General features: G+C 59.5%; 23 protein-coding genes and 1 pseudogene. 8 read left to right on the forward strand and 16 right to left on the reverse strand.

Annotated elements, in window-relative coordinates; translation table 11 throughout:
* Position 1: 1 nt before the first annotated feature.
* The 8 genes from ruvB to HX790_RS10115 form a co-directional block, all read right to left on the reverse strand.
* Positions 2 to 1,060, reverse strand: coding sequence for a Holliday junction branch migration DNA helicase RuvB (gene ruvB, locus HX790_RS10080; RefSeq protein WP_017139814.1), 1,059 nt, complete (start codon positions 1,058 to 1,060; stop codon positions 2 to 4).
* The gene (gene ruvA, locus HX790_RS10085) at positions 1,061 to 1,672 is read right to left on the reverse strand and encodes a Holliday junction branch migration protein RuvA (RefSeq protein ID WP_056858571.1); all 612 of its coding nucleotides are present in this window, start codon (positions 1,670 to 1,672) and stop codon (positions 1,061 to 1,063) included.
* A gap of 67 nt (positions 1,673 to 1,739) precedes the next feature.
* Positions 1,740 to 2,264 carry a crossover junction endodeoxyribonuclease RuvC gene (gene ruvC, locus HX790_RS10090; protein ID WP_024077147.1) on the reverse strand — a complete coding sequence of 175 codons (525 nt, stop codon included), beginning with the start codon at positions 2,262 to 2,264 and terminating at the stop codon, positions 1,740 to 1,742.
* Between the two features lie 155 nt (positions 2,265 to 2,419).
* Entirely contained in the window at positions 2,420 to 3,166 is a 747-nt protein-coding gene (locus HX790_RS10095) for a YebC/PmpR family DNA-binding transcriptional regulator (protein WP_017139810.1), read from the reverse strand.
* Between the two features lie 136 nt (positions 3,167 to 3,302).
* Positions 3,303 to 5,078: an aspartate--tRNA ligase gene (aspS, locus tag HX790_RS10100; RefSeq protein ID WP_017139809.1), complete on the reverse strand. Its 1,776-nt coding sequence runs from the start codon at positions 5,076 to 5,078 to the stop codon at positions 3,303 to 3,305.
* A gap of 107 nt (positions 5,079 to 5,185) precedes the next feature.
* On the reverse strand, positions 5,186 to 5,407 hold the full coding sequence (locus tag HX790_RS10105; protein ID WP_017139808.1) for an FmdB family zinc ribbon protein: 222 nt from the start codon (positions 5,405 to 5,407) through the stop codon (positions 5,186 to 5,188).
* A 168-nt stretch (positions 5,408 to 5,575) separates the two neighbouring features.
* A complete protein-coding gene (locus HX790_RS10110; protein ID WP_176991497.1) occupies positions 5,576 to 5,917 on the reverse strand; it encodes a ribbon-helix-helix domain-containing protein in 342 nt (113 codons plus the stop codon).
* A 181-nt stretch (positions 5,918 to 6,098) separates the two neighbouring features.
* On the reverse strand, positions 6,099 to 6,572 hold the full coding sequence (locus HX790_RS10115) for a Dps family protein (RefSeq protein ID WP_003193874.1): 474 nt from the start codon (positions 6,570 to 6,572) through the stop codon (positions 6,099 to 6,101).
* A gap of 432 nt (positions 6,573 to 7,004) precedes the next feature.
* Between HX790_RS10115 and HX790_RS29740 the strand changes: the two genes are divergently transcribed.
* A complete protein-coding gene (locus HX790_RS29740; protein ID WP_003193875.1) occupies positions 7,005 to 7,607 on the forward strand; it encodes a cold-shock protein in 603 nt (200 codons plus the stop codon).
* An 86-nt stretch (positions 7,608 to 7,693) separates the two neighbouring features.
* On the opposite strand, the gene HX790_RS10125 is transcribed toward HX790_RS29740, so the two are convergent.
* Positions 7,694 to 7,900 (reverse strand): SlyX family protein, encoded by a 207-nt coding sequence (locus HX790_RS10125; RefSeq protein WP_017139805.1) that lies wholly within the window; start codon positions 7,898 to 7,900, stop codon positions 7,694 to 7,696.
* Between the two features lie 3 nt (positions 7,901 to 7,903).
* Positions 7,904 to 8,329, reverse strand: a complete 426-nt coding sequence (locus HX790_RS10130; RefSeq protein WP_017139804.1) for an HIT domain-containing protein — start codon at positions 8,327 to 8,329, stop codon at positions 7,904 to 7,906.
* A 741-nt stretch (positions 8,330 to 9,070) separates the two neighbouring features.
* On the opposite strand from HX790_RS10130, the gene HX790_RS10135 reads away from it, so the two are divergent.
* Complete coding sequence (locus HX790_RS10135) at positions 9,071 to 10,342, forward strand: OprD family porin (RefSeq protein WP_099549393.1); 1,272 nt, start codon at positions 9,071 to 9,073, stop codon at positions 10,340 to 10,342.
* A gap of 190 nt (positions 10,343 to 10,532) precedes the next feature.
* Here the strand turns inward: HX790_RS10135 and HX790_RS10140 are convergent, their stop codons facing one another.
* Together HX790_RS10140 and HX790_RS10145 are read right to left on the reverse strand one after the other, a co-directional pair.
* Positions 10,533 to 11,375 (reverse strand): mechanosensitive ion channel family protein, encoded by an 843-nt coding sequence (locus HX790_RS10140; RefSeq protein ID WP_099549392.1) that lies wholly within the window; start codon positions 11,373 to 11,375, stop codon positions 10,533 to 10,535.
* A 136-nt stretch (positions 11,376 to 11,511) separates the two neighbouring features.
* Positions 11,512 to 11,997 carry a YajQ family cyclic di-GMP-binding protein gene (locus tag HX790_RS10145; protein ID WP_003209785.1) on the reverse strand — a complete coding sequence of 162 codons (486 nt, stop codon included), beginning with the start codon at positions 11,995 to 11,997 and terminating at the stop codon, positions 11,512 to 11,514.
* A gap of 123 nt (positions 11,998 to 12,120) precedes the next feature.
* Here HX790_RS10145 and HX790_RS10150 point away from each other — a divergent pair, with 123 nt between their 5' ends.
* From HX790_RS10150 to HX790_RS10160, 3 genes are read left to right on the forward strand one after another with little or no spacing between them, the layout of a single operon-like run.
* Positions 12,121 to 13,038 (forward strand): putative 2-dehydropantoate 2-reductase, encoded by a 918-nt coding sequence (locus tag HX790_RS10150; protein ID WP_170039899.1) that lies wholly within the window; start codon positions 12,121 to 12,123, stop codon positions 13,036 to 13,038.
* Between the two features lie 46 nt (positions 13,039 to 13,084).
* A complete protein-coding gene (locus HX790_RS10155; RefSeq protein WP_017139800.1) occupies positions 13,085 to 15,121 on the forward strand; it encodes an ATP-binding protein in 2,037 nt (678 codons plus the stop codon).
* A gap of 2 nt (positions 15,122 to 15,123) precedes the next feature.
* Positions 15,124 to 15,702 (forward strand): cob(I)yrinic acid a,c-diamide adenosyltransferase, encoded by a 579-nt coding sequence (locus HX790_RS10160; RefSeq protein ID WP_017139799.1) that lies wholly within the window; start codon positions 15,124 to 15,126, stop codon positions 15,700 to 15,702.
* A gap of 108 nt (positions 15,703 to 15,810) precedes the next feature.
* On the opposite strand, the gene HX790_RS10165 is transcribed toward HX790_RS10160, so the two are convergent.
* The 3 genes from HX790_RS10165 to secA all read right to left on the reverse strand — a co-directional run bounded on the left by HX790_RS10165 (position 15,811) and on the right by secA (position 20,852).
* On the reverse strand, positions 15,811 to 16,755 hold the full coding sequence (locus tag HX790_RS10165) for a Nudix family hydrolase (RefSeq protein WP_169985148.1): 945 nt from the start codon (positions 16,753 to 16,755) through the stop codon (positions 15,811 to 15,813).
* Between the two features lie 19 nt (positions 16,756 to 16,774).
* The gene (argJ, locus tag HX790_RS10170) at positions 16,775 to 17,992 is read right to left on the reverse strand and encodes a bifunctional glutamate N-acetyltransferase/amino-acid acetyltransferase ArgJ (RefSeq protein ID WP_176991498.1); all 1,218 of its coding nucleotides are present in this window, start codon (positions 17,990 to 17,992) and stop codon (positions 16,775 to 16,777) included.
* Positions 17,993 to 18,116: 124 nt separating this feature from the next.
* Entirely contained in the window at positions 18,117 to 20,852 is a 2,736-nt protein-coding gene (gene secA, locus HX790_RS10175) for a preprotein translocase subunit SecA (protein WP_017139796.1), read from the reverse strand.
* A gap of 305 nt (positions 20,853 to 21,157) precedes the next feature.
* Here secA and HX790_RS10180 point away from each other — a divergent pair, with 305 nt between their 5' ends.
* The gene (locus tag HX790_RS10180; RefSeq protein ID WP_017139795.1) at positions 21,158 to 21,613 is read left to right on the forward strand and encodes a DUF721 domain-containing protein; all 456 of its coding nucleotides are present in this window, start codon (positions 21,158 to 21,160) and stop codon (positions 21,611 to 21,613) included.
* Between the two features lie 4 nt (positions 21,614 to 21,617).
* Here HX790_RS10180 and HX790_RS10185 read toward each other — a convergent pair whose 3' ends face one another.
* Positions 21,618 to 23,096 carry a helicase HerA-like domain-containing protein gene (locus tag HX790_RS10185; RefSeq protein ID WP_017139794.1) on the reverse strand — a complete coding sequence of 493 codons (1,479 nt, stop codon included), beginning with the start codon at positions 23,094 to 23,096 and terminating at the stop codon, positions 21,618 to 21,620.
* A gap of 204 nt (positions 23,097 to 23,300) precedes the next feature.
* Between HX790_RS10185 and HX790_RS29825 the strand changes: the two are divergent.
* Both HX790_RS29825 and HX790_RS29830 read left to right on the forward strand, forming a co-directional pair.
* Positions 23,301 to 24,332: pseudogene (locus HX790_RS29825) on the forward strand (cache domain-containing protein); the annotation flags it as partial.
* 93 nt (positions 24,333 to 24,425) lie between these two features.
* Positions 24,426 to 25,190 (forward strand): methyl-accepting chemotaxis protein, encoded by a 765-nt coding sequence (locus HX790_RS29830; protein WP_370589484.1) that lies wholly within the window; start codon positions 24,426 to 24,428, stop codon positions 25,188 to 25,190.
* The last annotated feature ends 21 nt before the right edge of the window (positions 25,191 to 25,211 follow it).

A 25,211-nucleotide genomic window follows, 5' to 3' on the forward strand; every position in this document is an offset into this window, starting at 1 on the left:
TTTAATCGTCCACTGCATCGAGGAATTCGTCTACTACAGGCATCTCGCCCAATCGTGACGGAATGTTTAACCCGAAGTGCAAATAGGCGTGGCGCGTGACCACGCGCCCCCTTGGCGTACGCATGATGTAACCCTGTTGGATCAGGTACGGCTCCAGCACATCCTCAATGGTATGGCGCTCCTCACTGATCGCCGCTGCCAGGCTGTCCACACCGACCGGGCCGCCGTCGAACTTCTCGATCATGGTCAAGAGTAGACGTCGATCCTGATGGTCGAAGCCGTGCTCGTCCACATCCAGCAGGTTCAACGCCAAATCCGCCACGGCCTTGGTGATATGCCCCTTGGCCCGCACTTCGGCAAAATCGCGCACACGACGCAGCAAGCGATTGGCGATACGCGGCGTACCACGGGCGCGGCGGGCGATTTCGAACGCGCCTTCCGGGTCCAGTGGCAACCCCAGGATGCCCGCCGAACGGCTGACAATCGTCGCAAGATCGGCAGTGCTATAGAACTCTAGACGTTGAACAATGCCGAAACGGTCTCGCAGCGGATTGGTCAGCATCCCGGCGCGCGTGGTGGCGCCGACCAACGTGAACGGCGGCAGGTCGAGCTTGATCGAGCGGGCTGCCGGGCCTTCACCGATCATGATGTCGAGCTGGAAGTCTTCCATGGCCGGGTACAGCACTTCCTCGACGATCGGCGACAGCCGGTGAATCTCGTCGATAAACAGCACGTCGTGCGGTTCAAGGTTGGTCAACAGCGCGGCCAGGTCACCCGGACGCTCCAGCACCGGGCCGGAGGTGGACTTGATCGACACGCCCATCTCCTGGGCGATGATCATGGCCAGGGTGGTCTTGCCCAGGCCTGGCGGGCCGAAGATCAACGTGTGATCGAGGGACTCATTGCGCCCACGCGCAGCCTGGATAAACAGCTCCATCTGCTCGCGCACGGTCGGCTGGCCGATATAGTCGGCAAGGCTGACGGGGCGGATGGCGCGGTCCTGGACTTCTTCACGGTCACGCGGGCCGGTGGCCGCGATCAGACGATCAGCTTCAATCACTTAAATCATTCCCTTCAGGGCTCGGCGGATCATGTCTTCGCTGCTCAGGTTCTTGTCCTTGATGGCCGACACGGCTTTGCTCGCCTCCTGGGGCTTGTAGCCCAGGGAGATCAGCGCGCTCACGGCATCGCTTTCGGCACTGGCGACCTGGCCGGCCGGCATGTCCGGCTGATTCGGTACCAGCGCGAACATGTTCGGCACCACTTCCCAGGCCTTGAAACGGTCCTTGAGTTCGACCAGCAGGCGCTCGGCGGTTTTCTTGCCGACACCAGGCACCTTGGTTAACGCTGACGTGTCCTGGGCCGAAACTGCGCGTACCAACTCGTCCACTTCCAGGCTCGACATCAACGCCAGCGCCAGCTTTGGCCCCACGCCATTGAGGCGAATCAGCTCACGGAAGAAGTCGCGGTCGCGCTTGCCAATGAAACCATAGAGCAATTGCGCGTCTTCGCGCACCACCAAATGCGTGTGCAATGTTATCGGCTCACCGATCGACGGCAAACGGTACAAGGTGGTCATGGGCACTTCCAGCTCATACCCCAACCCATTTACATCCAGAATCAGGTGCGGCGGCTGTTTCTCAGCCAGGGTGCCGCGCAAGCGTCCAATCACGGTTCAGATCCTTAAAGCTTGGGGTCAGAGCACGGCCTGACCGGAAATAACGATTGCGCTGATGCTATCAGAGACGCAGCCGCCCGCCACGACTGCGTGCGGTGCCCAGGCCATGCGGCAAGAGGCTGGAACGCGTGTGTGCATGGCAAATGGCAATGGCCAGGGCGTCGGAGGCGTCGATTTGCGGCTTTGAGGTGAGCTTGAGCATGTGCATGACCATCATCTGCACCTGCTCTTTATTCGCCGCGCCGGTGCCGACCACGGCCTGTTTGACCTGGGTCGCGGTGTATTCGGCGATTTCCATGCCCTCCTCCGCACCGGCCACAATAGCAGCGCCACGGGCCTGGCCGAGCTTTAAGGCAGAATCGGCGTTTTTGGCCATGAAGACCTTTTCGATGCCCATGGTGACCGGCCCGTAGGTCTGGATCACTTCACGCACGCCGCGGTACACAATCTGCAGGCGCTCAGCCAACTCGCCCGCGCCGGTACGGATGCAGCCCGAAGCGACATAGACGCAGCCACGCGGGGTGTGTTGCACCACGCCAAAACCGGTGATGCGCGAACCGGGGTCGATACCAAGGATTAAAGTCATAACGCCTGCGGGTTGGGAAAAACATGATTCTTGCGGCCAACAACAATCAAATGTGGGAGCTGGCTTGCCTGCGATGCAGACACTTCGGTATTTCCGTCAAACCGAGGTGATGCTATCGCAGGCAAGCCAGCTCCCACAGGCGATTTTCATGGTGCTCAGGTGAGTTGTTCGGCTACGGATTCCGGGATGTCGGCATTCGAGTAGACGTTCTGCACATCATCCAGGTCTTCGAGCATATCCAGCATCTTCAGCACTTTCTGCGCGCCGTCCAGGTCCAGCTCGGCGCTGGTGGTCGGCAACATCACGATTTCTGCGTCGGTGCCTTTGAAACCCGCCGCTTCCAGCGCGTTACGCACGGCGTAGAAGCCGGCAAACGAGGTGAATACGTCGATGGAGCCGTCTTCGTTGGTCACCACATCGTCGGCGTCTGCCTCCATGGCCGCTTCCATCAGGGCGTCTTCATCGGTGCCGGGGGCGAACGTGATCTGCCCCTTGCGCTCGAACAGGTAAGCCACCGAGCCATCAGTACCCAGGTTGCCGCCGCACTTGCTGAAGGCATGGCGCACAGCAGCCGCGGTGCGGTTGCGGTTGTCGGTCATGCACTCAACCATCACCGCCACGCCGCCTGGGCCGTAGCCTTCGTAGCTCAGCTCGACCATGTCGTCGGTATCGGCAGCGCCGGCACCACGGGCCACCGCGCGATCAATGATGTCGCGGCTCATGTTCGCGCCCAAGGCCTTGTCCAGCGCCAGGCGCAGACGCGGGTTGGAACCTGGGTCACCACCGCCTTGGCGGGCGGCGACGGTCAGTTCGCGAATCCACTTGGTGAAGATCTTGCCTTTCTTGGCATCCTGACGCTCTTTGCGGTGCTTGATGTTCGCCCACTTGGAATGGCCAGCCATAACACAACTCCGAAATTCTCTAGAAACCTTATCAATCCCGCCCCAGGCAGGAATTCCCTCTTTTAAACGCAAAGGCGCATCCGAAGATGCGCCTTTTTGACTGCGTAAAACCTTATTGCGCTTTCACGCCGCAGCCTTACTCAGCCTTCGGCGCCTCGCGCAGACGGATGTGCAGTTCGCGCAGCGCCTTGGCATCCACCACGCCCGGAGCCTGGGTCATGACGTCCGCAGCACTCTGGGTTTTCGGGAAGGCGATCACTTCGCGGATCGACTGGGCGCCGGTCATCAGCATCACCAGACGGTCCAGGCCAAACGCCAAGCCACCGTGCGGCGGTGCGCCGTACTTCAGGGCGTCGAGCAGGAAGCCGAACTTCTCTTCCTGTTCCGCTTCGTTGATGCCCAACAGGCGGAACACCGCTTGTTGCATCTCTTTGCGGTGGATACGGATCGAACCGCCACCCAGCTCGGTGCCGTTGAGCACCATGTCGTAGGCGCGCGACAGAGCGCCCGCCGGGTTGGCTTCCAGCTCTTCAGGCGAGCACTTCGGCGCGGTGAACGGGTGGTGCAACGCGCTGAAGCTGCCGTCTTCGTTTTCTTCGAACATCGGGAAGTCGACGACCCACATCGGCGCCCACTTGCAGGTCAGCAGGTCCAGGTCGTGACCGAGCTTGATGCGCAGCGCGCCCAAGGCTTCGCTGACGATCTTGGCCTTGTCGGCACCGAAGAACACGATGTCGCCATCGACTGCACCGACGCGGTCGAGGATCGCGTTCAGGTTGTCCAGCGGGATGTTTTTCACGATCGGCGATTGCAGGCCGTCAACGCCATTGGCGCGCTCGTTAACCTTGATGTACGCCAGGCCTTTGGCACCGTAGATGCCGACGAACTTGGTGTAGTCGTCGATCTGCTTGCGCGGCATGCTCGCGCCGCCAGGCACGCGCAGGGCGGCGATACGGCATTTCGGGTCGTTGGCCGGGCCGCTGAACACCTTGAAGTCGACTTCCTTGAGCTGGTCGGCCACGTCCACCAGTTCCAGCGGGTTACGCAGGTCTGGCTTGTCGGAACCGTAGCGGCGCATGGCTTCTTCGAAGGTCATGTGCGGGAATTCGCCGAATTCCAGGTCCAGCACTTCCTTGAACAGGTTGCGGATCATTTGCTCGGTCAGGCCCATGATCTCTTTTTCATCGAGGAAGCTGGTCTCGATGTCGATCTGGGTGAATTCCGGCTGACGGTCAGCGCGCAGGTCTTCGTCGCGGAAGCACTTGGCAATCTGGTAGTAGCGGTCAAAGCCGGCGACCATCAGCAGTTGCTTGAACAGCTGCGGCGATTGCGGCAATGCGAAGAAGGAACCGGCGTGGGTACGGCTCGGCACCAGGTAGTCACGCGCACCTTCCGGGGTGGCCCGGGTCAGGATCGGCGTTTCGACGTCGAGGAAGCCGTTTTCGTCGAGGAAGCGGCGGATGCTGGTGGTCATGCGCGAACGCAGGCGCAGCTTCTCGGCCATTTCCGGACGACGCAGGTCCAGGAAACGGTAGCGCAGGCGGGTTTCTTCGCCCACGTCGGAGTATTCGTTGAGTGGGAACGGCGGGGTTTCCGACTCGTTCAGCACTTCCAGCTCATAGCCCAGCACTTCGATGGCGCCAGAGGCCATGTTGGCGTTTACAGCACCGGCCGGGCGTAGACGCACCTTGCCGGTGATTTTAACGACGTATTCGCTGCGCACGCGGTCGGCGGCGGCGAAGCTCTCGGCGCGGTCCGGGTCGAACACCACTTGGGCCAGACCATCACGATCACGGATATCGAGGAAGATCACCCCGCCGTGGTCGCGGCGACGGTGAACCCATCCGCAAAGGGTGATTTCCTGACCATCCAGGGTCTCGTTCAGTTGGCCGCAATAGTGGCTGCGCATCATGGTAGTGGTTTCACTTCTCGTAATTCGAAATTCGGTGGAGGCTCGCCTTGTCACCGTACAGTTAAGCAGGGGACGGATAATGCAGGAGCCTGCGCGTAGAGTTCAACTCAGTCTGCTTTGTCGCCGCCCGCCAGATTCTTCTTGGCGCCGGTCTTGAAGTCGGTCTCATACCAGCCGCCGCCGCTCAGGCGGAAGCCCGGCATGGACAACATCTTCTTCAGCTCAGGTGCCTGGCAGGCAGGGCAATCGACCAGCGGCGCGGCGCTGATCTTCTGAATGGCTTCCAACTGATGACCACAGGAAGCACATTGATAATCGTACATGGGCATGGAGATGTCTCGGCGATCAGATCGTAACTGCGCCACGCCCACCCTGTGGATAAGCCAGGGGCGCGCAGCAAAGCGCGGGATTATATCTGGTAAATCGACACAGCGCAGCCGGCTTTCTGCCCGAAGCCTGGCCCGCCTTGACGGTGGGCCTGCTTCGCAACCGGCGGTTTAATCCAGGCCCGTGGCGCTGGCACGATCTTTTAATACGTGGACCACGCACACCACCCGCACCAACCCGCTGAAGTTCTTCACTCCCCCGTAACGCAAATGCACTTCCCGATCGACATACGACAGCAACGCGCTGACTGAACAGGCATTGATCCTGGCTATCTCCGTGAGGATATTCCAGTAGATCTGCTCAAGACGCAGGCAGGTGGAAAACCCATTGAGCCTGACCGACCGGGACAATGGCTTGGCCAGTCCCATGTCGAACCCTTTGGCAAAGGGGTCGACCTTTATCTTGTGAAAACCGGCGTTTTCCATCACTCCATTACCCACTCCGCGTGACATACACCTGACACTCCATTGCCAAACAGCAGCCCATGGGTTTCTCCCATTGGGCAGTGGGCCTATAAAACAGCAGGGCGAGAGGGGCAGCCAGAAGACGCGGATTGGAAAGTTGTAGGACAACGCCAGGAAATGCGGAGAAACAAGCGAGCGGCGCCGGGAAGGCGCCGCTCAGGGGGTGTCTTTACTGGTTTTCAAGCAACGAACGCAGCATCCACGCGGTTTTCTCGTGAACCTGCATGCGCTGGGTCAACAGGTCGGCGGTCGGCTCGTCGCTGACCTTGTCGAGCAGTGGGAAAATACCGCGCGCGGTGCGGGTGACGGCTTCCTGGCCGGCCACCAGTTGCTTGATCATCTCTTCGGCGCTGGGCACGCCCTCTTCTTCCTTGATCGAAGACAGCCGGGCATAGATCGAATAAGCACCCGGCGCCGGGAAGCCCAGGGCGCGGATACGCTCGGCAATGGAGTCCACCGCCAGCGCGAGTTCGTTGTACTGCTCCTCGAACATCAAGTGCAGCGTACGAAACATGGGCCCCGTGACGTTCCAGTGGAAGTTGTGGGTTTTCAAATACAGTACATAGGTATCGGACAGCAGTCGTGAAAGCCCATCGACGATGGATTTACGATCTTCTTCACTGATACCAATATCGATTGCCATGTTTTTCCCCTTCAATTGACGAACATTCATTGATCAGGTGCAGGACCACTCTAGCAAGAGTGCCGGCGGTGTGCAGCCCGACACAGGTAGACAGCGTGCGACATATCGCCCCTCTCCACGGCTGTGCCTATGAGCGACAAGCCAACCTTTGTGACGAGTCGGAAAACTTTAAAATTACCGCTCGCAAACCCTGCCACTGTCTAGGACAAGGGTTTGACGCAGAAATGCCTTTGCCCTTGCAACGCCCCGAAATGCTTGATTTGAGTAGGCACAGCCTTTGCTGTTAAATAGGCGGCGTGTGGTTACCGTTCATTTCTGCGGTACGCCACATAGGCTGATACCCGCGCACGTGCTCAACGCCTCCCATTGTTCAGAAGCGAACCGTGCCAGTCAGCTCTTCCTTGTGATCCGTCTTAACGTGAGTTAATCAAAATGTTGAAAATCGTCCACCTCCTGACGGGCGTTGCAGCGTTGCTGCTGTCCTTTATTCCGAGTCTGCAGCCTGAAAGCCTGCCGTACCTGGAACAACACGACGCCCTGTACCTGGCCTTGTTCGGCCTTCTTAACCTGACGCTCGCACCGGTAATCCCTTACTGGAACAAAGGCACGCGTCATCAACTGCAAAACCTGGTCAGCGCGCTGTTGGTACTGACCGTTGTCGTGCAAACCCTCACCCTCCTGGCACCTATGCCTGAAGTGGGCGGCCACCCGGCCATCCTGCTCAGCCTGGTGATTGCTGTGGTCGCCATCGTTCTTCACCTGGCCATCAGCTTCTACCGTTCGTCGCCTGCCGCGGCGTCGCAAAACTACGACATGACCAACCGGGATACCGGGACCGTCAAGTGGTTCAACACCTCCAAAGGCTTCGGCTTTATTTCCCGCGATTCGGGCGACGATATCTTCGTCCACTTCCGGGCCATCCGTGGCGAAGGCCATCGCGTCCTGGTCGAAGGCCAGCGCGTGGAGTTCTCCGTCATGAACCGCGACAAAGGCCTGCAAGCCGAAGACGTGATTGCGGCCTTGCCGCGTCGCTGATTCCTACCCGCAGCGCATAAAAAAACCGCGATCCGGCTGAGCTGGATCGCGGTTTTTTTATGCGCGGCTGTTTAACGAAGGGCCGATTAATAATGTGGCGGCGGTGCTTCTTCTTCGGAGGTCTCGAACTGCCCGCCCATTTCCTCCTGGCGCTTGAGCAGCGCCGTCATCTGCATTTGCAGGCGTTCAACCGCACGCTGCTGAGTGACCAGGATGTCATTGAGGGTCTCGATGGTGTCGTCCTGGAAGGCCAGGCGGCTTTCCAGATCGGTAACGCGGTCTTGCAGGTCCATGATTCAGTCCTGGCTAAAGATGAAGTCGGCAGGCAATAGCCCGCGCAATTGGCTGCGAATCGCCGCCACTTGCTCTTCGGTATAAGGCCGAGCCGGGTGTTTGCCCCAGACCGGTGCCGGCCAGGCCGCATCGTCACGTTTGCGCACGATCACATGCACATGCAACTGACTGACGACATTCCCCAGCGCGCCGATGTTCATTTTGTCGGCGGCAAAGCCCGTGTTGAGCTGTTGCGCCAAGACTGTCGTTTCTTGCCACAGTATCTGTTGATCTGCGACATCCAGTTGAAACACTTCGCTGATACCGTTGATGCGCGGCACCAGGATGAACCAGGGGTAATTGGCGTCGTTGGACAGCAGCAGGCGGCAGAGCGGGAAGTCCCCAATGGCCAGTGTGTCTTGTTGCAGGCGTTGGTCTAAGGCGAACACGCGGCACTCCGTTCGGCAGGTCAATTTCAGGTGCCCAGCATACCTTCGAATGCCCGAGGCTTCACGGCGAATGCGGGAGCGTTCAGGCAACCGGGCAAAAAAGCACGCACCCTTTCGAGGCAGGCAAATATTTGAGCTACGCTAAATCGGGCCTCAGCGGGATGCACCAAAATGACCCACCCGTGCCTCAAAGGGATCCGCCAATTACCCACTCAAGGGGTGAACCGGTAACGCTTTACCCTGGCACAGGATTTTTGTACCTCCCAACAGGTGTTTCAGCGGGGCGTCAAGCCCAAACCAAACGACGTAAAAAGCCCGTGCTTATGCGGTTTTTACACGGCCGTAACGTTTTTCACGAAAAAATGACATTCGGTTACCGCTTTGTGCACGCTTGTTGCATTCACACCCGTATCGTCGGCAACGGCACCCGTATGGATACAGGTGTTACGCGATAAGAAACAGTAGCGTTCAGGTGCCTTTCAAGGATGAGTTCAAACTTCGCAAGGGGTATGAATACTGCACTTTAGTTGTCAGCCTGGTCACACTCGGGCTGTGAATTTGCGACAGGGAAATAGCAATTTACGACAGCCTCGTAAAGAAGCTGAAAGGATAGATGAGTAAGTATCGTCAATAGGGTCTGCGTGATATAACTTTGCGCCGACACAAAAAAGAAAGAGCCGCCCAGATAAAAATACAGGTGGGACGGCAGTACTCTTCCTAAAACCAAAGGAGCAAATCACGATGCGCGTGATGAAGTGGAGCATGATCGCCCTGGCTGTATCAGCAGGCACCTCGCAGTTCGCAATGGCGTCCGCCCAGGACGATTCCAAGGGCTTTGTTGAAGACAGCACTTTCAGCATCAATACCCGTTTGCTGAACTTCCGTCGGGACTTCCGTAATAACGATTCCGGCAAGAGCTACACCAATGAAACCGGCCTGGGCTTCAACGGTCTGTTCCAGTCTGGCTACACCCAAGGCACCATCGGTGTCGGTGTTGACGTGATCGGCCTGCTGGGCGTGAAACTGGACAGCGGCAAGGGTCGCTCGGGCACTGGCCTGTTCCCTACCGGTGCCGACGGTCGCTCGCAAGACGACTACTCCAAAGGCGGCGGCGCCGTTAAGTTCCGCATCTCCGACACCGTGCTTAAAGTCGGCGACCAGTACACCACCGCGCCTGTGTTCGCGTCCGACGACAGCCGCTTGCTGCCAGAGCTGCCGCAAGGTATCTCGATCACCAGCAACGAGATCAAGGGCCTGAAACTCGAAGGCGGTCACTTCACCTCGAGCGTGGCACAAGCACAGACATACCGTGACAGCCTGGGTCTGACCAAAACCGACTTTATCGGTGGTGTCTATGCCCTGACGCCGGAAGTCAGCGCCAGCCTCTACTACGCGAAGACCGAAGACTACTGGAAGAAGACCTACGCCAACCTGAACTGGACTCACGCGCTGAGCAACGATCAGTCCCTGGCCGTTGACTTCAACATCTACAGCACCAAAAGCGATGGCGCCGGCCTGCAGCGCGCAGAAAAAGACAACACCACCAAACTGGATAACCGTGCGTACAGCTTGCAAGGCGCGTACACCATCCAGGCTCACACGTTCACCCTGGCCTACCAGAAAGTCAGCGGTGACGGTGACTACGGCTACGGCGTAGACGGCGGCGGCACGATTTTCCTGGCCAACTCCATCGCCCGTTCCGACTTCAACGCTGAAGACGAAAAATCCTGGCAAGCTCGCTACGACCTGAACATGGCCACTTTCGGCGTGCCAGGCCTGAGCTTCATGACTCGTTATGTCAGCGGTAGCGGCGCCAACACTGGCACCACTTCGAACGGCAAAGAGTGGGAACGCGACATCGAAGCCAAGTACGTGGTTCAGAGCGGCCCGGCAAAAGACCTGAGCCTGCGCGTTCGTCAAGCGACCTATCGTTCGTCTGATGGCGTGTACTACGGTTCGGCGTCGATCGACGAACTGCGTCTGATCGCGCAATACCCGCTGAACATCTTGTAATTAGCTGTTTAATTACAATGATGACTTAAGGCGTAAGCCTTAACTAAAAAGCCGCTCCCCTGCTTTGCAAGGGAGCGGCTTTTTTATTTCAGTTTTATTACACAAGAAAAATAACTAGCAAGCTAAGTAACTACATTGGCCTTACGCATCAAACTTGACCTATCGGCCAAGTTCGACAACCCGCGCTTAGTTATTTGGCAAGCGGTTCTTGCATCACGCGAATAACTCGCTGTGGAAACGGAATATCAATACCCGCCCCTTTCAAACGATCACGCGCCAGTTCATTGAGCATAAACACCACATCCCAATAATCCGGGGTATTGGTCCAGCAACGCAGGGAGACAGTGATCGAACTGTCTCCCAAGGTCGACACCACTGCCACAGGCGCAGGGTCAGCCAGCACGCGTGGGTCTTTGGCCAGCTCCAACAGCACTTCACGGGCTTTCTGCAAATCGGCTTCGTAGTCGACCCCCACATCAAACACCACCTTGCGGGTCGGCTGACGGTTGGTGTTGGTGATGAGGCCGTTGGACAGGCTACCGTTAGGGATGATCACGGTTTTGTTGTCGCCGGTGCGCAACACGGTGTGGAAGATCTGGATGCTGTCGACGGTACCGGAAGTGCCTTGTGCTTCGATCCAGTCACCAATGCGAAACGGACGGAACAACAGGATCAGTACGCCACCGGCGAAGTTCGCCAGGCTGCCTTGCAATGCCAGGCCGATGGCCAGAGTAGCGGCACCAATCGCGGCCACGAACGAGGTCGTGGCCACGCCGATCATCGAGGCCACGTTGACCACCAGCATGACTTTGAGCGCGATGTTGGCAAGGTTAGTGATGAAATGTTGCAGCGCCAGGTCGGCATTACGCAGCGCCAGCAAACGCCCCACGCGGTGGGTCAACACGTTAATCAGCCACCAACCGATGGCCAGGGTGACCACGGCCAGCAAAAACCGGCTGCCGTATTCCATAATCATCGGGAGCCAAGACTCAGAGGTCTTGATCAGGTGATCCATTTCAACGTTTAAATCCATCTATCTTCTCCTGTTGCGCGGATGTGCGGCTTAATTGACTGCCTTAAAACGCAAATGAGCCCCGAAGGGCTCAAGTGTAGGCACTGTTTCTGGGGCGTGGGACGTCAAAAACGCTCACAGGTTCCCCAATGTGCCATCAGTCGCGGAAGTTATTGAACTGCAGCGGCATGTCGAAGGTCTTGGCGCGCAGGGCAGCAATGGCTTCCTGCAGGTCGTCACGCTTCTTGCCGGTGATACGTACCTGCTCGCCCTGGATGGCGGCCTGGACCTTTAGCTTGGCATCTTTGACGTGAGCGACGATCTTCTTCGCCAGCTCCTTGTCGATGCCTTCCTTGAGCACGGCTTCCTGCTTCATCAGCTTGCCGGAGGCGTAGGCGTCCTTGATTTCAAGGCACTGTGCGTCGATCTTGCGCTTGACCAACGACAGCTTGAGGATCTCGATCATCGCTTCCAGCTGGAAATCGGCTTCAGCGGTCAGGTTGACGGTCAATTCCTTTTCCTTGAACTCGAAGCTGCCCTTGCCCTTCAAGTCGTAGCGACGGTCCAGCTCCTTGACGGCGTTTTCGACGGCGTTGGTGACTTCGTGTTTGTCCAGTTCGGATACCACGTCGAACGAAGGCATGTCATTTCTCCAATATAAGGGGCGGGCTCAGTAGAGATGGAGCGCGCCCAAGCTAAAATGCCGAGGCATTATAGCGGTTCTTTCGCACCATTCATCGCAGGCGACCCTACGGAGCACAAACTGATGTCGACCACCTGGCATATTCTCGGCGCCGGCAGCCTGGGCACCCTCTGGGCCACACGATTGTCGCGCGCGGGCCTGCCCGTGCGGCTGATAGTGCGCGATGCAGCACGCCTGACCAGCTATGAGAAGGCGAGCGGCCTGACCCTGGTGGAACACGGCATAGAAAATACTTACCCGGTGATCGGCGAAACACCCGACAGCCCCGAGCCGATTCATCGCCTGCTGGTGGCGTGCAAAGCCTACGACGCCCAAAGCGCCATCGCACAGCTGCAACACCGATTGGCACCCGACGCTGAGCTGATCCTGCTGCAAAACGGCCTTGGCAGCCAGGACGCGGTGGCCGCGCAATTACCCCAGGCCCGCTGTATCTTTGCCTCCAGCACCGAAGGCGCGTTTCGCGACGGCGATTGGCGCGTGGTCTTCGCCGGCCACGGCTACACCTGGCTGGGAGACGCGCGGCACCCCACTCCCGCGCTGTGGCTGGACGACCTGCACGCCGCCAGCATTCCCCATGAGTGGAGCACCGACATCCTGACGCGTTTATGGCGCAAGCTGGCGCTCAATTGCGCCATTAACCCATTGACCGTGCTTTACCAGTGCCGCAACGGCGGCCTGCAAGCCCACCAATGCGAAGTCGCGACCTTGTGCGCCGAACTCAGCGAGTTGCTCGAATGCTGCGGCCAACCCGCCGCCGCCCAGGACCTGCACAGCGAAGTGCAACGGGTGATCCAGGCCACCGCGGCCAATTATTCGTCCATGTATCAGGACGTGGCCTCCAGCCGTCGCACCGAAATCAGCTACCTGCTCGGTTATGCGTGCCAGGCGGCAGAGCGCCATCAATTGGTGCTGCCGCATCTGCAACAGTTGCGGGCGCGCCTGGTCGACTACTTGCACACACGCGGATTGGCCAGCGACTGAGGCACGCGCTACCCTGCCTACCTGTCTATCACCTGGAAAAAACCTGATGCCACTGCGCCAGCGTCTAGAAAATCTACCGGTAGGGCAGAAACTGCTGGCCGCCCTGCTGGTGCTGTTGACCACGGTATTACTGGTGGCCAACCTGACGTTTATCAGTGCCGCCTATTGGATCTCCCAGGAAAGCATGGCGCCCCAGGCGTTGCAGGCCATCGGTCGATTGGTGTCCAACCCGTCGCTGGCCGCCGAAGCCCTTGAATCCCCGGCCAAGGCCGACGCCCTGCTCAATGAGCTGACCAGCTATTCGCCATTACGCGCCGCCGCGCTGTACGACGGCGACGGCACCTTGCTGGCGCAGATGCAGCACGGCAACCGCCTGCACCTGCCGGAAAACTACCGGCATATCGAAGCCTGGCGCCTCACTGAGTTTCGCAGCAACCAGGTCATCACCCTGCCCCGCGCCGGCCAGCCGTCCGGGCATTTGCTGTTGGTGGCCAGCAGTGAGCTGCCTATGGCGTTCTATACCGGCACATTGACCGCCAGCCTCGGCATCCTGATTTTCAGCGTATTGCTGTGGCTGATCATCGCCCGCCAGATCAAACGCCTGATCACCCGCCCGATCCATGAGCTGGAAGAGCTTTCACGCCAGGTGACGCGCGAAGAGAACTACGCCCTGCGCGCCGGGCGCGGCAACCATGATGAAATCGGCAGCCTGGCCGAAGCCTTCAACACCATGTTGTCGCGCATCGAAGCCCGCGAGCAGCAGCTCAAACGTGCGCGAGACGACTCTCAGGCCGCCTACGACCAAGCCCAGGGCCTGGCCGAAGAAACACGCCACACCAACCGCAAGCTCGAACTGGAAGTGCAGGTGCGCAGCAAGATCGAGAAAAAGCTCACCGGCTTCCAGAACTACCTCAACAGCATCATCGACTCGATGCCGTCGGCGCTGATCGCCCTGGATGAGCAGCTTTACGTCACCCAATGGAACCAGGAAGCCACGGCGCTTTCCGGCACGCGCCTGGATGAAGCGCTGAACCAGCCGATCTTCCTCGCCTTCCAGCCGCTCAAACCGTACCTGCCGCAGATAAAAGCCACGGTGGAGCAGCACACGGTGGAGCGCATTGAGCGTGTCACCTGGATCAAGGATGACGAACCCAAGCATTACGCCCTGACCTTCTACCCGTTGATGGGCGGTGCCGGGCGCGGCGTAGTGATCCGTATCGACGACATCACCCAGCGTTTGTCCCTGGAAGAAATGATGGTGCAGTCGGAAAAAATGCTCTCCGTGGGCGGCCTGGCTGCGGGCATGGCCCATGAAATCAACAACCCGCTGGGGGCGATCCTGCATAACGTGCAGAACATCCGCCGGCGCCTGTCCCCCGACCTGCCGAAGAACCTGGAACACGCCGAACAGGCGGGTATCGAGCTGGAGACGGTCAACCACTACCTGCAAAGCCGCGAAGTCCCGCAATTGCTCGATGGCATCCAGCAAGCCGGCGCGCGGGCGGCGAAAATCGTCACCCATATGCTCAGCTTCAGCCGCCGCAGTAACCGCCAGATGGCGCCGTGCGACTTACCGGCACTGATCGACCAGGCCGTGGAAATTGCCGGTAACGACTTCGACCTGACCATCGGCTTCGACTTCAAGGGCCAGGCGATCATCCGCCAGTTCGACCCGCAACTGGGCCCGGTGCCCGGTACCGCCAACGAGCTGGAACAGGTGCTGCTCAATCTGCTGAAAAACGCTGCGCAAGCCATTCACCTGCGTGAAGACGACAGCGAGCCGGGGCGCATCATCTTGCGCACCCGCCTCAACCCGCCGTGGGCGGAGATCCAGGTGGAAGACAATGGCATCGGCATGAGCGAAAACGTGCGCAAACGCACGTTCGAGCCGTTCTTTACCACCAAGGAAATCGGCCAAGGCACCGGGCTTGGGCTGTCGGTGTCGTACTTCATCATCACCAACAACCATAAAGGCCAGATGGAAGTGCATTCCACCCTCGGCCAAGGCACCTGTTTTACCCTGCGCCTGCCGTTGGCCGGCAGCCAGATGCCACCCTATGAACTGACTCAACTGGAGCAATGACCATGGGCTTTCGCCTGTCGAAGATCTACACCCGCACCGGCGACAAGGGCGAGACGGGCCTGGGTGATGGCCGTCGCGTGCCCAAGGACCACCCTCGCGTGGAAGCCATTGGCGAGGTGGATACGCTGAACAGCCAGTTGGGTTTGCTGCTGGCCAACCTTGAAGAACAGAGCGGCCAGCACCCGCAGCTCAAGGAGGTGATCGAGGTGCTTACGCCGTGCCAGCACCGCTTGTTCGACTTGGGCGGTGAGTTGGCGATGCCTGTGTACAAAGCGTTGAATGCCGCAGAAGTCGACCGGCTGGAAGCGGCGATTGACCGTTGGAATGAGGAAGTCGGGCCGCTGGAAAACTTCATCTTGCCCGGCGGTTCAGCGCTGATTGCCCAGGCCCATGTGTGCCGCAGCCTGGCGCGCAGTGCGGAGCGGCGGTGTCAGCAGTTGAATGCGATTGAGCCGTTGGAAGGCGTGGGGCTTGCGTATATCAATCGGTTGTCGGATGTGCTGTTTGTGGCGGCGCGGGTGATTGCCAAGCGTCAGGGTGTAGTGGAAGTGTTGTGGCAGGCGGCGGCCAAGCCTCACTAAGTTCGTTCCCACGCTCTGCGTGGGAATGCAGCCCTGGACGCTCCGCGTCCCAAAGCGTGACGCGGAGCGTCACAAGAGGCATTCCCACGCAGAGCGTGGGAACGATCATCATGCCTCAGGCCAGAACGCGCGAATGCCTGCCACACCCTGAGCCCCGGCTTCCCAAGCCTGTTCCCGCTCAGCCGGCCCAAGCCCGCCCAGCAGAAACACCGGTTTACTGAACCCACGGATCAACTCTACCGCCTGCTCCCAACCCAACGGCTGGGCATCGGGATGAGTCTGGGTCGGCTGCACCGGCGACAGCGTGACGAAATCCACGTCCATCATCTCTGCCAGTGCCAGCTCTTCGGCGTTGTGGCAAGAAGCCGCCAACCAGCGATCCTTCGGCAGCGGGCGGCCTTTGCTCGCGTATTTACGCAACTGCGCCGAGGTCATGTGCCAGCCGGCGGCAGGGAAATCCCCCAGCCATTCGAACGGCCCTTTAAGCATCAGTTGCGCCTTGCCGGCACACAGGCCCACCGCGTCCACCGCCAGGTCACGGTATTTAGGGTCGTAACCGTTGGGCGCGCGCAGTTGAACCAGCTTGATGCCACCGGCAATGGCTTTCTGGACACCTCGCAACAAGGTGGGGGCTTCCAGTTCGCCTGGTGTGATCAAGTATTCAGCGGGCAAACGGGCAGCCGCAACAATCGGTGCATTCGCCGCCGGGAACTCATAGTTGAGCAAGTCCCGCGGCGTCACCCATTCCAACGGCTGCCCTTCGGCACCATGGGGCTCGCCGGTAAAGGCCGAGACTTCCCAGACATCCAGCAACACCTGCTTGTCCGGGTAGTCATGCTGCACCTTGATCAGCGGGCGCGCCGTGGTGACCTGGATGCCCAGTTCTTCCTGCAACTCGCGGGACAAAGCGCTTGCGACCGACTCATCAGCCTCCACCTTGCCGCCGGGAAACTCCCAGAGGCCGCCTTGGTGCTGGGTATCGGCACGGCGTGCCAGCAGGATCCTGCCGTCGACGCCACGGATCACCGCTGCTGCTACATGCACTCGTTTCACCAGGTTTTCCTCTTGGCTGTCAGGTGCGGTATTCCGCGTTGATCTTTACGTACTCGTGGGACAGGTCGGTGGTCCAGATGGTTTCGCTGCAGTCGCCGCGCCCCAACTCGATGCGGATGGTGATTTCTTCTTGCTGCATCACCGCCGAGCCCTGGGCTTCGGTGTAGGTTTCAGCGCGAGCGCCACGGCTGGCAATGCACACGTCGCCAAGGAACACGTCGATCTTGCTGACGTCCAGGTCCGGCACACCGGCACGGCCGACGGCAGCGAGGATGCGGCCCCAGTTCGGGTCGGAAGCAAACAGTGCAGTCTTGATCAGGGGCGAGTGGGCCACGGTGTAACCGACATCCAGGCATTCCTGGTGGTTAGCGCCGCCGTTCACTTCAACAGTGACGAACTTGGTTGCGCCCTCACCGTCACGCACGATGGCCTGGGCCACGTCCATGCACACCTCGAACACCGCCTGCTTCAATGCGGCGAACAGCGCGCCCTCGGTGGAGGTGATTTCCGGCAGGTTGGCCTGGCCGGTGGCGATCAGCATGCAGCAGTCGTTGGTCGAGGTGTCGCCATCGATGGTGATGCGGTTGAACGACTTGTTGGCGCCGTCGAGCATCAGGCGCTGCAGCACGTCGCGGGAGACTTTGGCGTCGGTGGCAATGTAGCCGAGCATGGTGGCCATGTTCGGGCGGATCATGCCCGCGCCCTTGCTGATGCCGGTCACGGTAACGGTCACGCCATCGTGTACAAACTGGCGGCTAGCGCCTTTGGGCAGGGTGTCGGTGGTCATGATGCCGGTGGCCGCAGCCGCCCAGTTATCCACAGACAGGTCATCCAGTGCGGCTTGCAGCGCGCCTTCGATTTTTTCCACCGGCAGCGGCTCACCGATCACGCCGGTGGAGTACGGCAGCACTTGGCTGGCATCCACGCCGGTCAACTGGGCCAGCTTGGCGCAGGTGCGCGCAGCGGCAACCAGGCCTGGCTCGCCGGTACCGGCGTTGGCATTGCCGGTGTTGGTCAGCAGGTAACGGATCGAACCTGCCACGCGTTGCTTGGCCAGGATGACCGGTGCGGCGCAAAACGCGTTGAGCGTGAACACGCCCGCAACCGTCGAGCCTTCGGCACAGCGCATCACCACTACATCTTTGCGCCCCGGGCGCTTGATGCCGGCCGAAGCGATACCGAGTTCAAAACCGGCGACCGGGTGCAAAGTGGGCAAAGGACCAAGACCAACAGCCATGAATGCGCTCCTTAAAGAATAGGTGATGTCTGTACCGTCGCGATCAACGGTGAAATTAATGGCAAAACGCCGCGACGGCAAAGGCCGGTCGCGGCGCAGGGTGTTGCAGCGTCAGGCAAAAATCTTAGTTGATTTCGCCGTGGCAGTGTTTGAACTTCTTGCCCGAACCGCACCAGCACAGCTCGTTGCGGCCCAGCTTCTGGTCATTGCGGACCGGGGCTTGAGCCAAGGCCACATCGACCTCTTCACCCAAGGCTTCCGGCGCTTCCAGCCCCGGTGCTTCGTCATGCTGGAACTGCATGCGCGCAGCGAGTGCCTCGGCTTCCTGACGCAGGCGGGCTTCTTCCTCGATCGGGTCTTCGCGACGCACCTGAACGTGGGAGAGCACACGGATCGAATCGCGCTTGATCGAATCCAGCAGCTCGGAGAACAACGTGAACGACTCGCGCTTGTACTCCTGCTTCGGGTTCTTCTGGGCGTAGCCACGCAGGTGGATACCGTGACGCAGGTGGTCCATGGTCGACAGGTGGTCTTTCCACAGGTCGTCCAGCACGCGCAGTACGATTTGTTTCTCGAAGGTGCGCAGTGCTTCGGCACTCGCCTGCTCTTCTTTCTCGTTGTACGCGGCCAAAAGCTCGGTCATCAGCTTCTCGCGCAGGGTTTCTTCGTACAGGTGGTCGTCTTCGTCCAGCCACTGCTGAACCGGCAAGTCCACACCGAAGTCGCTCTTCAACGCGGCTTCCAGGCCGGCAACATCCCACTGCTCAGGCAGGGACTGTGGCGGGATGTGTGCGCTGACGGTAGCGTTGAGCACGTCCTGACGGAAATCGGCAATCGTCTCGCCAATGTTGTCGGCGGCCAGCAACGTGTTACGCATGTGATAAATCACTTTACGCTGTTCGTTGTTAACGTCATCGAACTCGAGCAGTTGCTTACGAATGTCGAAGTTACGGCCTTCTACCTTGCGTTGGGCCTTCTCGATGGCGTTGGTCACCATGCGGTGCTCGATCGCTTCACCGGACTGCATGCCCAGGGCTTTCATGAAGTTCTTCACCCGATCCGAGGCGAAGATACGCATCAGGCTGTCTTCCAGCGACAGGTAGAAGCGGCTGGAACCGGCGTCACCCTGACGGCCGGCACGACCACGCAGCTGATTGTCGATACGGCGCGATTCATGACGCTCGGAGGCGATTACCTGCAAACCACCGGATTCCAGCACAGCCTGGTGGCGTTTCTGCCAGTCGGCCTTGATCTGGGCGATTTGCTCAGGGCTTGGGTTTTCCAGTGCCGCAACTTCCACTTCCCAGTTGCCGCCCAACAGGATGTCGGTACCACGACCGGCCATGTTGGTAGCGATGGTCAGCGCGCCTGGGCGACCGGCCTGGGCAATGATCTCGGCTTCTTTTTCGTGGAACTTGGCGTTGAGAACCTTGTGCTCGATGCCTTCCTTGTTGAGCAGGTTGGACACGTGCTCGGAAGTCTCGATGGTGGCAGTACCCACCAGGATCGGACGCCCCTGCGCCATGCCGTCCTTGATGTCGTTGATGATTGCCGCGTATTTCTCTTCGGCCGTCAGGAACACCAGGTCGTTGAAGTCTTTACGCGCCAGCGGCTTGTTCGGTGGAATCACCATCACAGCCAGGTTGTAGATCTGATGGAATTCGAACGCTTCGGTGTCAGCTGTACCGGTCATGCCGGACAGTTTGTTGTACAGACGGAAGTAGTTCTGGAAGGTAGTCGACGCCAACGTCTGGCTTTCGGCCTGGATGTTGAGCATTTCCTTGGCTTCGATGGCCTGGTGCAGGCCTTCGGACAGACGGCGACCCGGCATGGTACGGCCGGTGTGTTCGTCAACCAGTACGACCTGGCCGTCCTGGACAATGTATTCGACGTTGCGATGGAACAGCTTGTGGGCGCGCAGGCCGGCGTACACGTGGGTCAACAGGCCCAGGTTGTGCGCCGAGTAGAGGCTTTCGCCCTCGGCCAGCTCGCCGATTTGGGTCAGCATCTCTTCGACAAACTGGTGACCGGCTTCGTTGAGTTCAACCTGGCGGGTCTTCTCGTCGATGGTGAAGTGACCTTCTTTGGTCACCACGCCTTCCACTTCCTCAACGTGCTGCACCAGGCGCGGGATCAACTTGTTGATCTCGGTGTACAGGCGCGAGCTGTCTTCGGCCTGGCCGGAGATGATCAGCGGGGTACGCGCTTCGTCGATGAGGATGGAGTCGACTTCGTCGATCACGGCAAAGTTGAGTTCGCGCTGGAATTTTTCTTCCATGCTGAACGCCATGTTGTCGCGCAGGTAATCGAAACCGAATTCGTTGTTGGTGCCGTAGGTAATGTCACACGCGTAGGCGGCGCGCTTTTCTTCCGGCGGCTGGAATGGCGTGACTACGCCGACGGTCAGGCCGAGGTATTCATACAGCGGGCGCATCCAGTTGGCGTCCCGGCGGGCCAGGTAGTCGTTCACCGTCACAACGTGCACGCCCTTGCCGGACAGTGCGTTGAGGTAAACGCCCAGGGTTGCCACCAGGGTCTTGCCTTCACCGGTACGCATCTCGGCAATCATGCCTTCATGCAAGGTCATGCCGCCGATCAACTGCACGTCGAAGTGGCGCATGCCCATGACACGCTTACCGGCTTCACGGGCGACCGCAAAGGCTTCAGGCAACAGCTTGTCGAGGGTTTCACCTTTGGCTATGCGGGCCTTGAACTCTTGGGTCTTGGCGCGCAATTGCTCGTCCGACAGGGCAACCATCTGCTCTTCGAAGGCATTGACCAGCTGCACCGTCTTGAGCATGCGTTTGACTTCGCGCTCATTCTTGCTTCCAAAAAGTTTCTTTAACAAAGGCGCAAACATATCGGCAGGTTCTTCCACACATAGGGATGGAGGGCGCACCGTGAGTGGCCCGAGCAGCCCTCACGGCCGCATGCGAACGCGCATTCTACCCGGAATCGTGGGTGAGGAAAGTGGCGTTATTCCCCGATGCTGGCATGGCGCTGTGAGAGGGCCTGTTTAAAATAAGGGCTTTTGCTGGAACTTCAACCCATCAAGCGCAGAAGTTACCTATTGATTTCACTCGCATTGCCCTGCTATCGCTTTGCCTGGGGCCGCACAGGCGCTTTCTGCTAAGATGGCGGCTCTGTTACTTAAGGTGTCTAAACATGGCGTTTCGCCCACTTACAGCCCGCGCGCCCAGCGTGTTGCTCCGCGAAGCCAAACCGTTGAAAGCCATCTTCGGCCACGCGCAACGCTTGGGCCATTTGCAACGCCTTGTAGAAAGTCAACTGCAACCTGCCGCCCGCGAACATTGTCATGTGGCGTCGTGGCGCGAAGGCAATTTACTGTTAATTGTCACCGACGGGCATTGGGCCACCCGCCTGCGCTACCAGCAAAAACGCTTGCAGCGGCAATTAATGGCATTTGAAGAGTTTGCCAGCCTGACCCGCATCCAGTTCAAGGTGCAGCCGCCCACCGTGCAGCAAGGTGCAGTGGGCCACACCATGGACCTGTCGCAGAACGCGGCCGAAACCATTCAAGCCACGGCCGACGGCATCAGCGATCCGGGCCTGCGCGCAGCGTTGGAGCGGTTGGCCGCCCACGCCAGGCCCAAGCCCTGAACCGCTACTTGCGTTTACTGCCGCCCAGCAACGAGCCCAACAACCCGCGCACCAACTGCCGTCCCATTTGATTGGCCGCCTGTTGCATGGCGGATTTGAGCGCCTTACCTGCTGTAGTCCCCAGGAACGCTCCGGCCTTGTCGGTAAAGCTCGGCTCTTCGGCGGCCGGTTTGGCCTCCTCGGTCGGGCCAAGCTCCTTGCGCGCCATCAGCACCTCGTAGGCCGACTCACGGTCAATTGGCTTGTCGTAGCGCCCCAATAAAGGCGAACTGGCGATGATCGCAGCACGCTCGGCTTCGCTGAGCGGCCCGATCCGCGATTGCGGCGGCGCCACCAGCACGCGCTGGACCACTTCCGGCGTGCCCTTTTCCTGCAACGCCCCCACCAATGCCTCACCGGTGCCCAACTCAGTCAGTACCGACAAGGTATCGAACGCCGGGTTGGGGCGAAAACCGTCCGCCACCGCACGCAGGGATTTCTGCTCTTTGGTGGTGAACGCCCGCAAGCCATGCTGGATACGCAAGCCCAGTTGCGCCAATACCGTGTCAGGCAAATCCCCTGGGGATTGAGTGACAAAGTACACACCCACGCCCTTGGAACGGATCAAACGCACCACTTGTTCCAGGCGATCCTGCAATGCCTTGGGCGTATCGGCGAACAATAAATGCGCCTCGTCGAAAAACAGCGCCAGCAACGGTTTATCGGCATCGCCACGCTCCGGCAGTTGTTCGAACAACTCGGCCAACAGCCACAGCAGGAAGGTCGCATAGACCTTGGGCGCCTCGTGCACCAAGCGGCTCGCGTCCAGCAGGTGAATGCGCCCACGACCATCGCCGGCAGGCTGCAAGATATCTTCAAGCTGCAGGGCAGGCTCGCCAAACAAGGCTTCGGCGCCCTGCTGCTCCAGCACCGCCAAACGCCGCAACAGCGCCTGGCTGGAACCGGTGGTCATCAGCGCCGCGTCGTCGCCCAGCAGTTCCGGGTGATAACGCAAGTGGTTGAGCAAGGCCTTGAGGTCTTTGAGGTCCAGCAGCAACAGGCCTTCGCGGTCGGCCACCTTGAAAGTCGCATAGAGCGCCGATTGCTGGCTGTCAGTGAGTTCCAGCAGGCTGCCAAGCAGCAACGGCCCCATTTCGCTGATGGTGGTGCGAAGCGGATGACCGGACTGCCCGTGGATATCCCACAGTGTTACCGGATACGCCTTCGCGCTGTAATTGAGGAAGGGCATGCCCGCAATGCGCTCGGCCACCTTGCCTTGAGGGTTGGCCGCAGCGCCAAGGCCGCACAAGTCACCCTTGATATCAGCGGCAAACACGGCCACACCCGCATCGCTGAAGGCTTCCGCCAAGCGCTGCAACGTGACGGTTTTACCTGTGCCGGTCGCGCCGGCAATCAACCCGTGACGGTTGGCCAAGCGCATGGCCTGGGCGATGGGCTGGCCGTCCAGGCCGGCGCCGATAAGGAGTTGCGAGGAATCAGGCATTTCGTCACCTTTGGTTAATCTTTAGTGCCGTCAGGTCGATACAGACAGAGGTAAGACCCACAAAGTCTAAAAATAGGTCAGATAGTTCTCACAGGGACCACCGGAATTATCACAAGCAGTATCACACCTTTTTTGACGCTGTCATTTTGCGCATCCTACAAGGACGCGCTTCGGATATTAAGACCTTAGCGGACCCTACAAGCCATGAATAAAAACCTGCGCTTCAGCCACAAAATCCTGCTTGCAGCCTCCCTTATCGTCATCGCCGCTTTTGCACTGTTTACCCTCTACAACGACTACCTGCAACGCAACGCGATTCGCGACGACCTCAATAATTACCTGCATGAAATGGGCGATGTCACCGCCAGCAACATTCAAACCTGGCTCACCGGGCGTATTGCCCTGGTCGAAAACGCTGCACAGAACATCGCGATCAACCCTGAACCCGCCGTAGTTGCTGGCCTGCTCGAGCAGAAAACCCTGACATCCTCGTTCATGGCCACCTACGTGGGCGACAGCAAAGGCGCCTTCACCATCCGCCCCGACACCAAGATGCCGGACGGTTTCGACCCACGGGTGCGCCCTTGGTACAAAGGCGCCCAAAGCAGTAACGGCTCAACCCTGACCGAACCTTACATCGACGCAGCGACCGGCCAGTTGATCATTTCCGTCGCTACCCCCAGCGCCAAGGCGGGGCAAAGCATCGGCGTGGTCGGCGGCGACCTGAGCCTGCAAACGCTGGTGGATAACATCGGCGCGCTGAACTTCGGCGGCATGGGCTACGCGTTCCTGGTCAGCGCTGACGGCAAAGTGCTGGTGCACCCGGACAAGAACCTGGTGATGAAGACGCTGGCCGACATGTACCCGAAAAACACCCCGAAGATCAGTGGTGATTTCAGCGAAGTCGAAGCCAATGGCAAAGACAACATCGTGACCTTCACCCCCATCAAAGGCCTGCCGTCGGTGAACTGGTACCTGGGTATTTCGGTGGATAAAGATAAATCCTTCGCCATGCTCAGCAAATTTCGCACCTCGGCCGTTATCGCCACGATCATTGCGGTTGTGATCATCATCGCGCTGCTCGGCATGCTGATCCGAGTACTGCTGCAACCCCTGCACGTGATGACCCGCGCCATGCAGGACATCGCCGATGGCGAAGGTGACCTGACCCGCCGCCTGAACATCCAGAATCACGACGAGTTCGGCACGCTGGGTAATGCTTTCAATCGCTTCGTGGAGCGCATTCACACCTCGATTCGCGAAGTGTCCTCGGCCACCGAGCAGGTCAATGAAGTGGCCCTGCGAGTGGTCAGCGCTTCCAACTCGTCGATGGTCAACTCTGACGAGCAGGCCAACCGCACCAACAGCGTGGCCGCCGCCATCAACGAACTGGGCGCTGCTGCGCAAGAAATTGCACGTAACGCCGCGCAGGCTTCCCATCAGGCCAGCGATGCCCGGCACTTGGCCGAGGACGGCCAGCAAGTGGTCGAGCGTAATATCAAGGCAATGAACCAACTGTCCGAGATGATCAGCGCCTCCAGCAGCAATATCGAAGCGCTCAACAGCAAGACCGTGAACATCGGGCAGATTCTGGAAGTGATCACCAGCATCTCCCAGCAAACCAACCTGCTGGCGCTGAACGCCGCCATCGAAGCGGCACGTGCAGGTGAAGCTGGTCGCGGGTTTGCGGTGGTGGCCGATGAGGTGCGCAACCTGGCACATCGCACTCAGGAATCGGCGCAACAAGTGCAAAAGATGATTGAAGAGTTGCAGGTCGGCGCCCGGGATTCGGTCAGCACCATGAGTGAAAGCCAACGCCATAGCCTGGAGAGCGTCGAGATCGCCAACCTGGCCGGCGAGCGTCTCAACAGCGTGACCCAACGCATTGGCGAGATCGACGGGATGAACCAGTCCGTGGCCACCGCCACCGAGGAACAGACTTCGGTGGTGGAGTCGATCAACATGGACATCACCGAGATCAACACCCTCAACCAGGAAGGTGTGGAAAACCTGCAATCAACCCTGCGCGCCTGTACCGACCTGGAACAACAGGCCGCACGCTTGAAACAGCTGGTGGGCAGCTTCCGGATCTGATCCCTGCGCCCGCCGAGCGTT

It is taken from the genome of Pseudomonas sp. IPO3747 (assembly GCF_013385245.1).
In the GTDB taxonomy this organism is placed as follows: Bacteria; Pseudomonadota; Gammaproteobacteria; order Pseudomonadales; family Pseudomonadaceae; genus Aquipseudomonas; species Aquipseudomonas edaphica.

Coding starts and splice junctions, on each gene's coding strand:
- ruvC (WP_024077147.1), bottom strand. CDS start 2,264: ATGACTTTAATCCTTGGTATCGACCCCGGTTCGCGCATCACCGGTTTT.
- HX790_RS10095 (WP_017139810.1), bottom strand. CDS start 3,166: ATGGCTGGCCATTCCAAGTGGGCGAACATCAAGCACCGCAAAGAGCGT.
- aspS (WP_017139809.1), bottom strand. CDS start 5,078: ATGATGCGCAGCCACTATTGCGGCCAACTGAACGAGACCCTGGATGGT.
- HX790_RS10105 (WP_017139808.1), bottom strand. CDS start 5,407: ATGCCCATGTACGATTATCAATGTGCTTCCTGTGGTCATCAGTTGGAA.
- HX790_RS10110 (WP_176991497.1), bottom strand. CDS start 5,917: ATGTCACGCGGAGTGGGTAATGGAGTGATGGAAAACGCCGGTTTTCAC.
- HX790_RS10115 (WP_003193874.1), bottom strand. CDS start 6,572: ATGGCAATCGATATTGGTATCAGTGAAGAAGATCGTAAATCCATCGTC.
- HX790_RS29740 (WP_003193875.1), top strand. CDS start 7,005: ATGTTGAAAATCGTCCACCTCCTGACGGGCGTTGCAGCGTTGCTGCTG.
- HX790_RS10125 (WP_017139805.1), bottom strand. CDS start 7,900: ATGGACCTGCAAGACCGCGTTACCGATCTGGAAAGCCGCCTGGCCTTC.
- HX790_RS10135 (WP_099549393.1), top strand. CDS start 9,071: ATGCGCGTGATGAAGTGGAGCATGATCGCCCTGGCTGTATCAGCAGGC.
- HX790_RS10140 (WP_099549392.1), bottom strand. CDS start 11,375: ATGGATTTAAACGTTGAAATGGATCACCTGATCAAGACCTCTGAGTCT.
- HX790_RS10145 (WP_003209785.1), bottom strand. CDS start 11,997: ATGCCTTCGTTCGACGTGGTATCCGAACTGGACAAACACGAAGTCACC.
- HX790_RS10150 (WP_170039899.1), top strand. CDS start 12,121: ATGTCGACCACCTGGCATATTCTCGGCGCCGGCAGCCTGGGCACCCTC.
- HX790_RS10155 (WP_017139800.1), top strand. CDS start 13,085: ATGCCACTGCGCCAGCGTCTAGAAAATCTACCGGTAGGGCAGAAACTG.
- HX790_RS10160 (WP_017139799.1), top strand. CDS start 15,124: ATGGGCTTTCGCCTGTCGAAGATCTACACCCGCACCGGCGACAAGGGC.
- argJ (WP_176991498.1), bottom strand. CDS start 17,992: ATGGCTGTTGGTCTTGGTCCTTTGCCCACTTTGCACCCGGTCGCCGGT.
- secA (WP_017139796.1), bottom strand. CDS start 20,852: ATGTTTGCGCCTTTGTTAAAGAAACTTTTTGGAAGCAAGAATGAGCGC.
- HX790_RS10180 (WP_017139795.1), top strand. CDS start 21,158: ATGGCGTTTCGCCCACTTACAGCCCGCGCGCCCAGCGTGTTGCTCCGC.
- HX790_RS10185 (WP_017139794.1), bottom strand. CDS start 23,096: ATGCCTGATTCCTCGCAACTCCTTATCGGCGCCGGCCTGGACGGCCAG.
- HX790_RS29830 (WP_370589484.1), top strand. CDS start 24,426: ATGGTCAACTCTGACGAGCAGGCCAACCGCACCAACAGCGTGGCCGCC.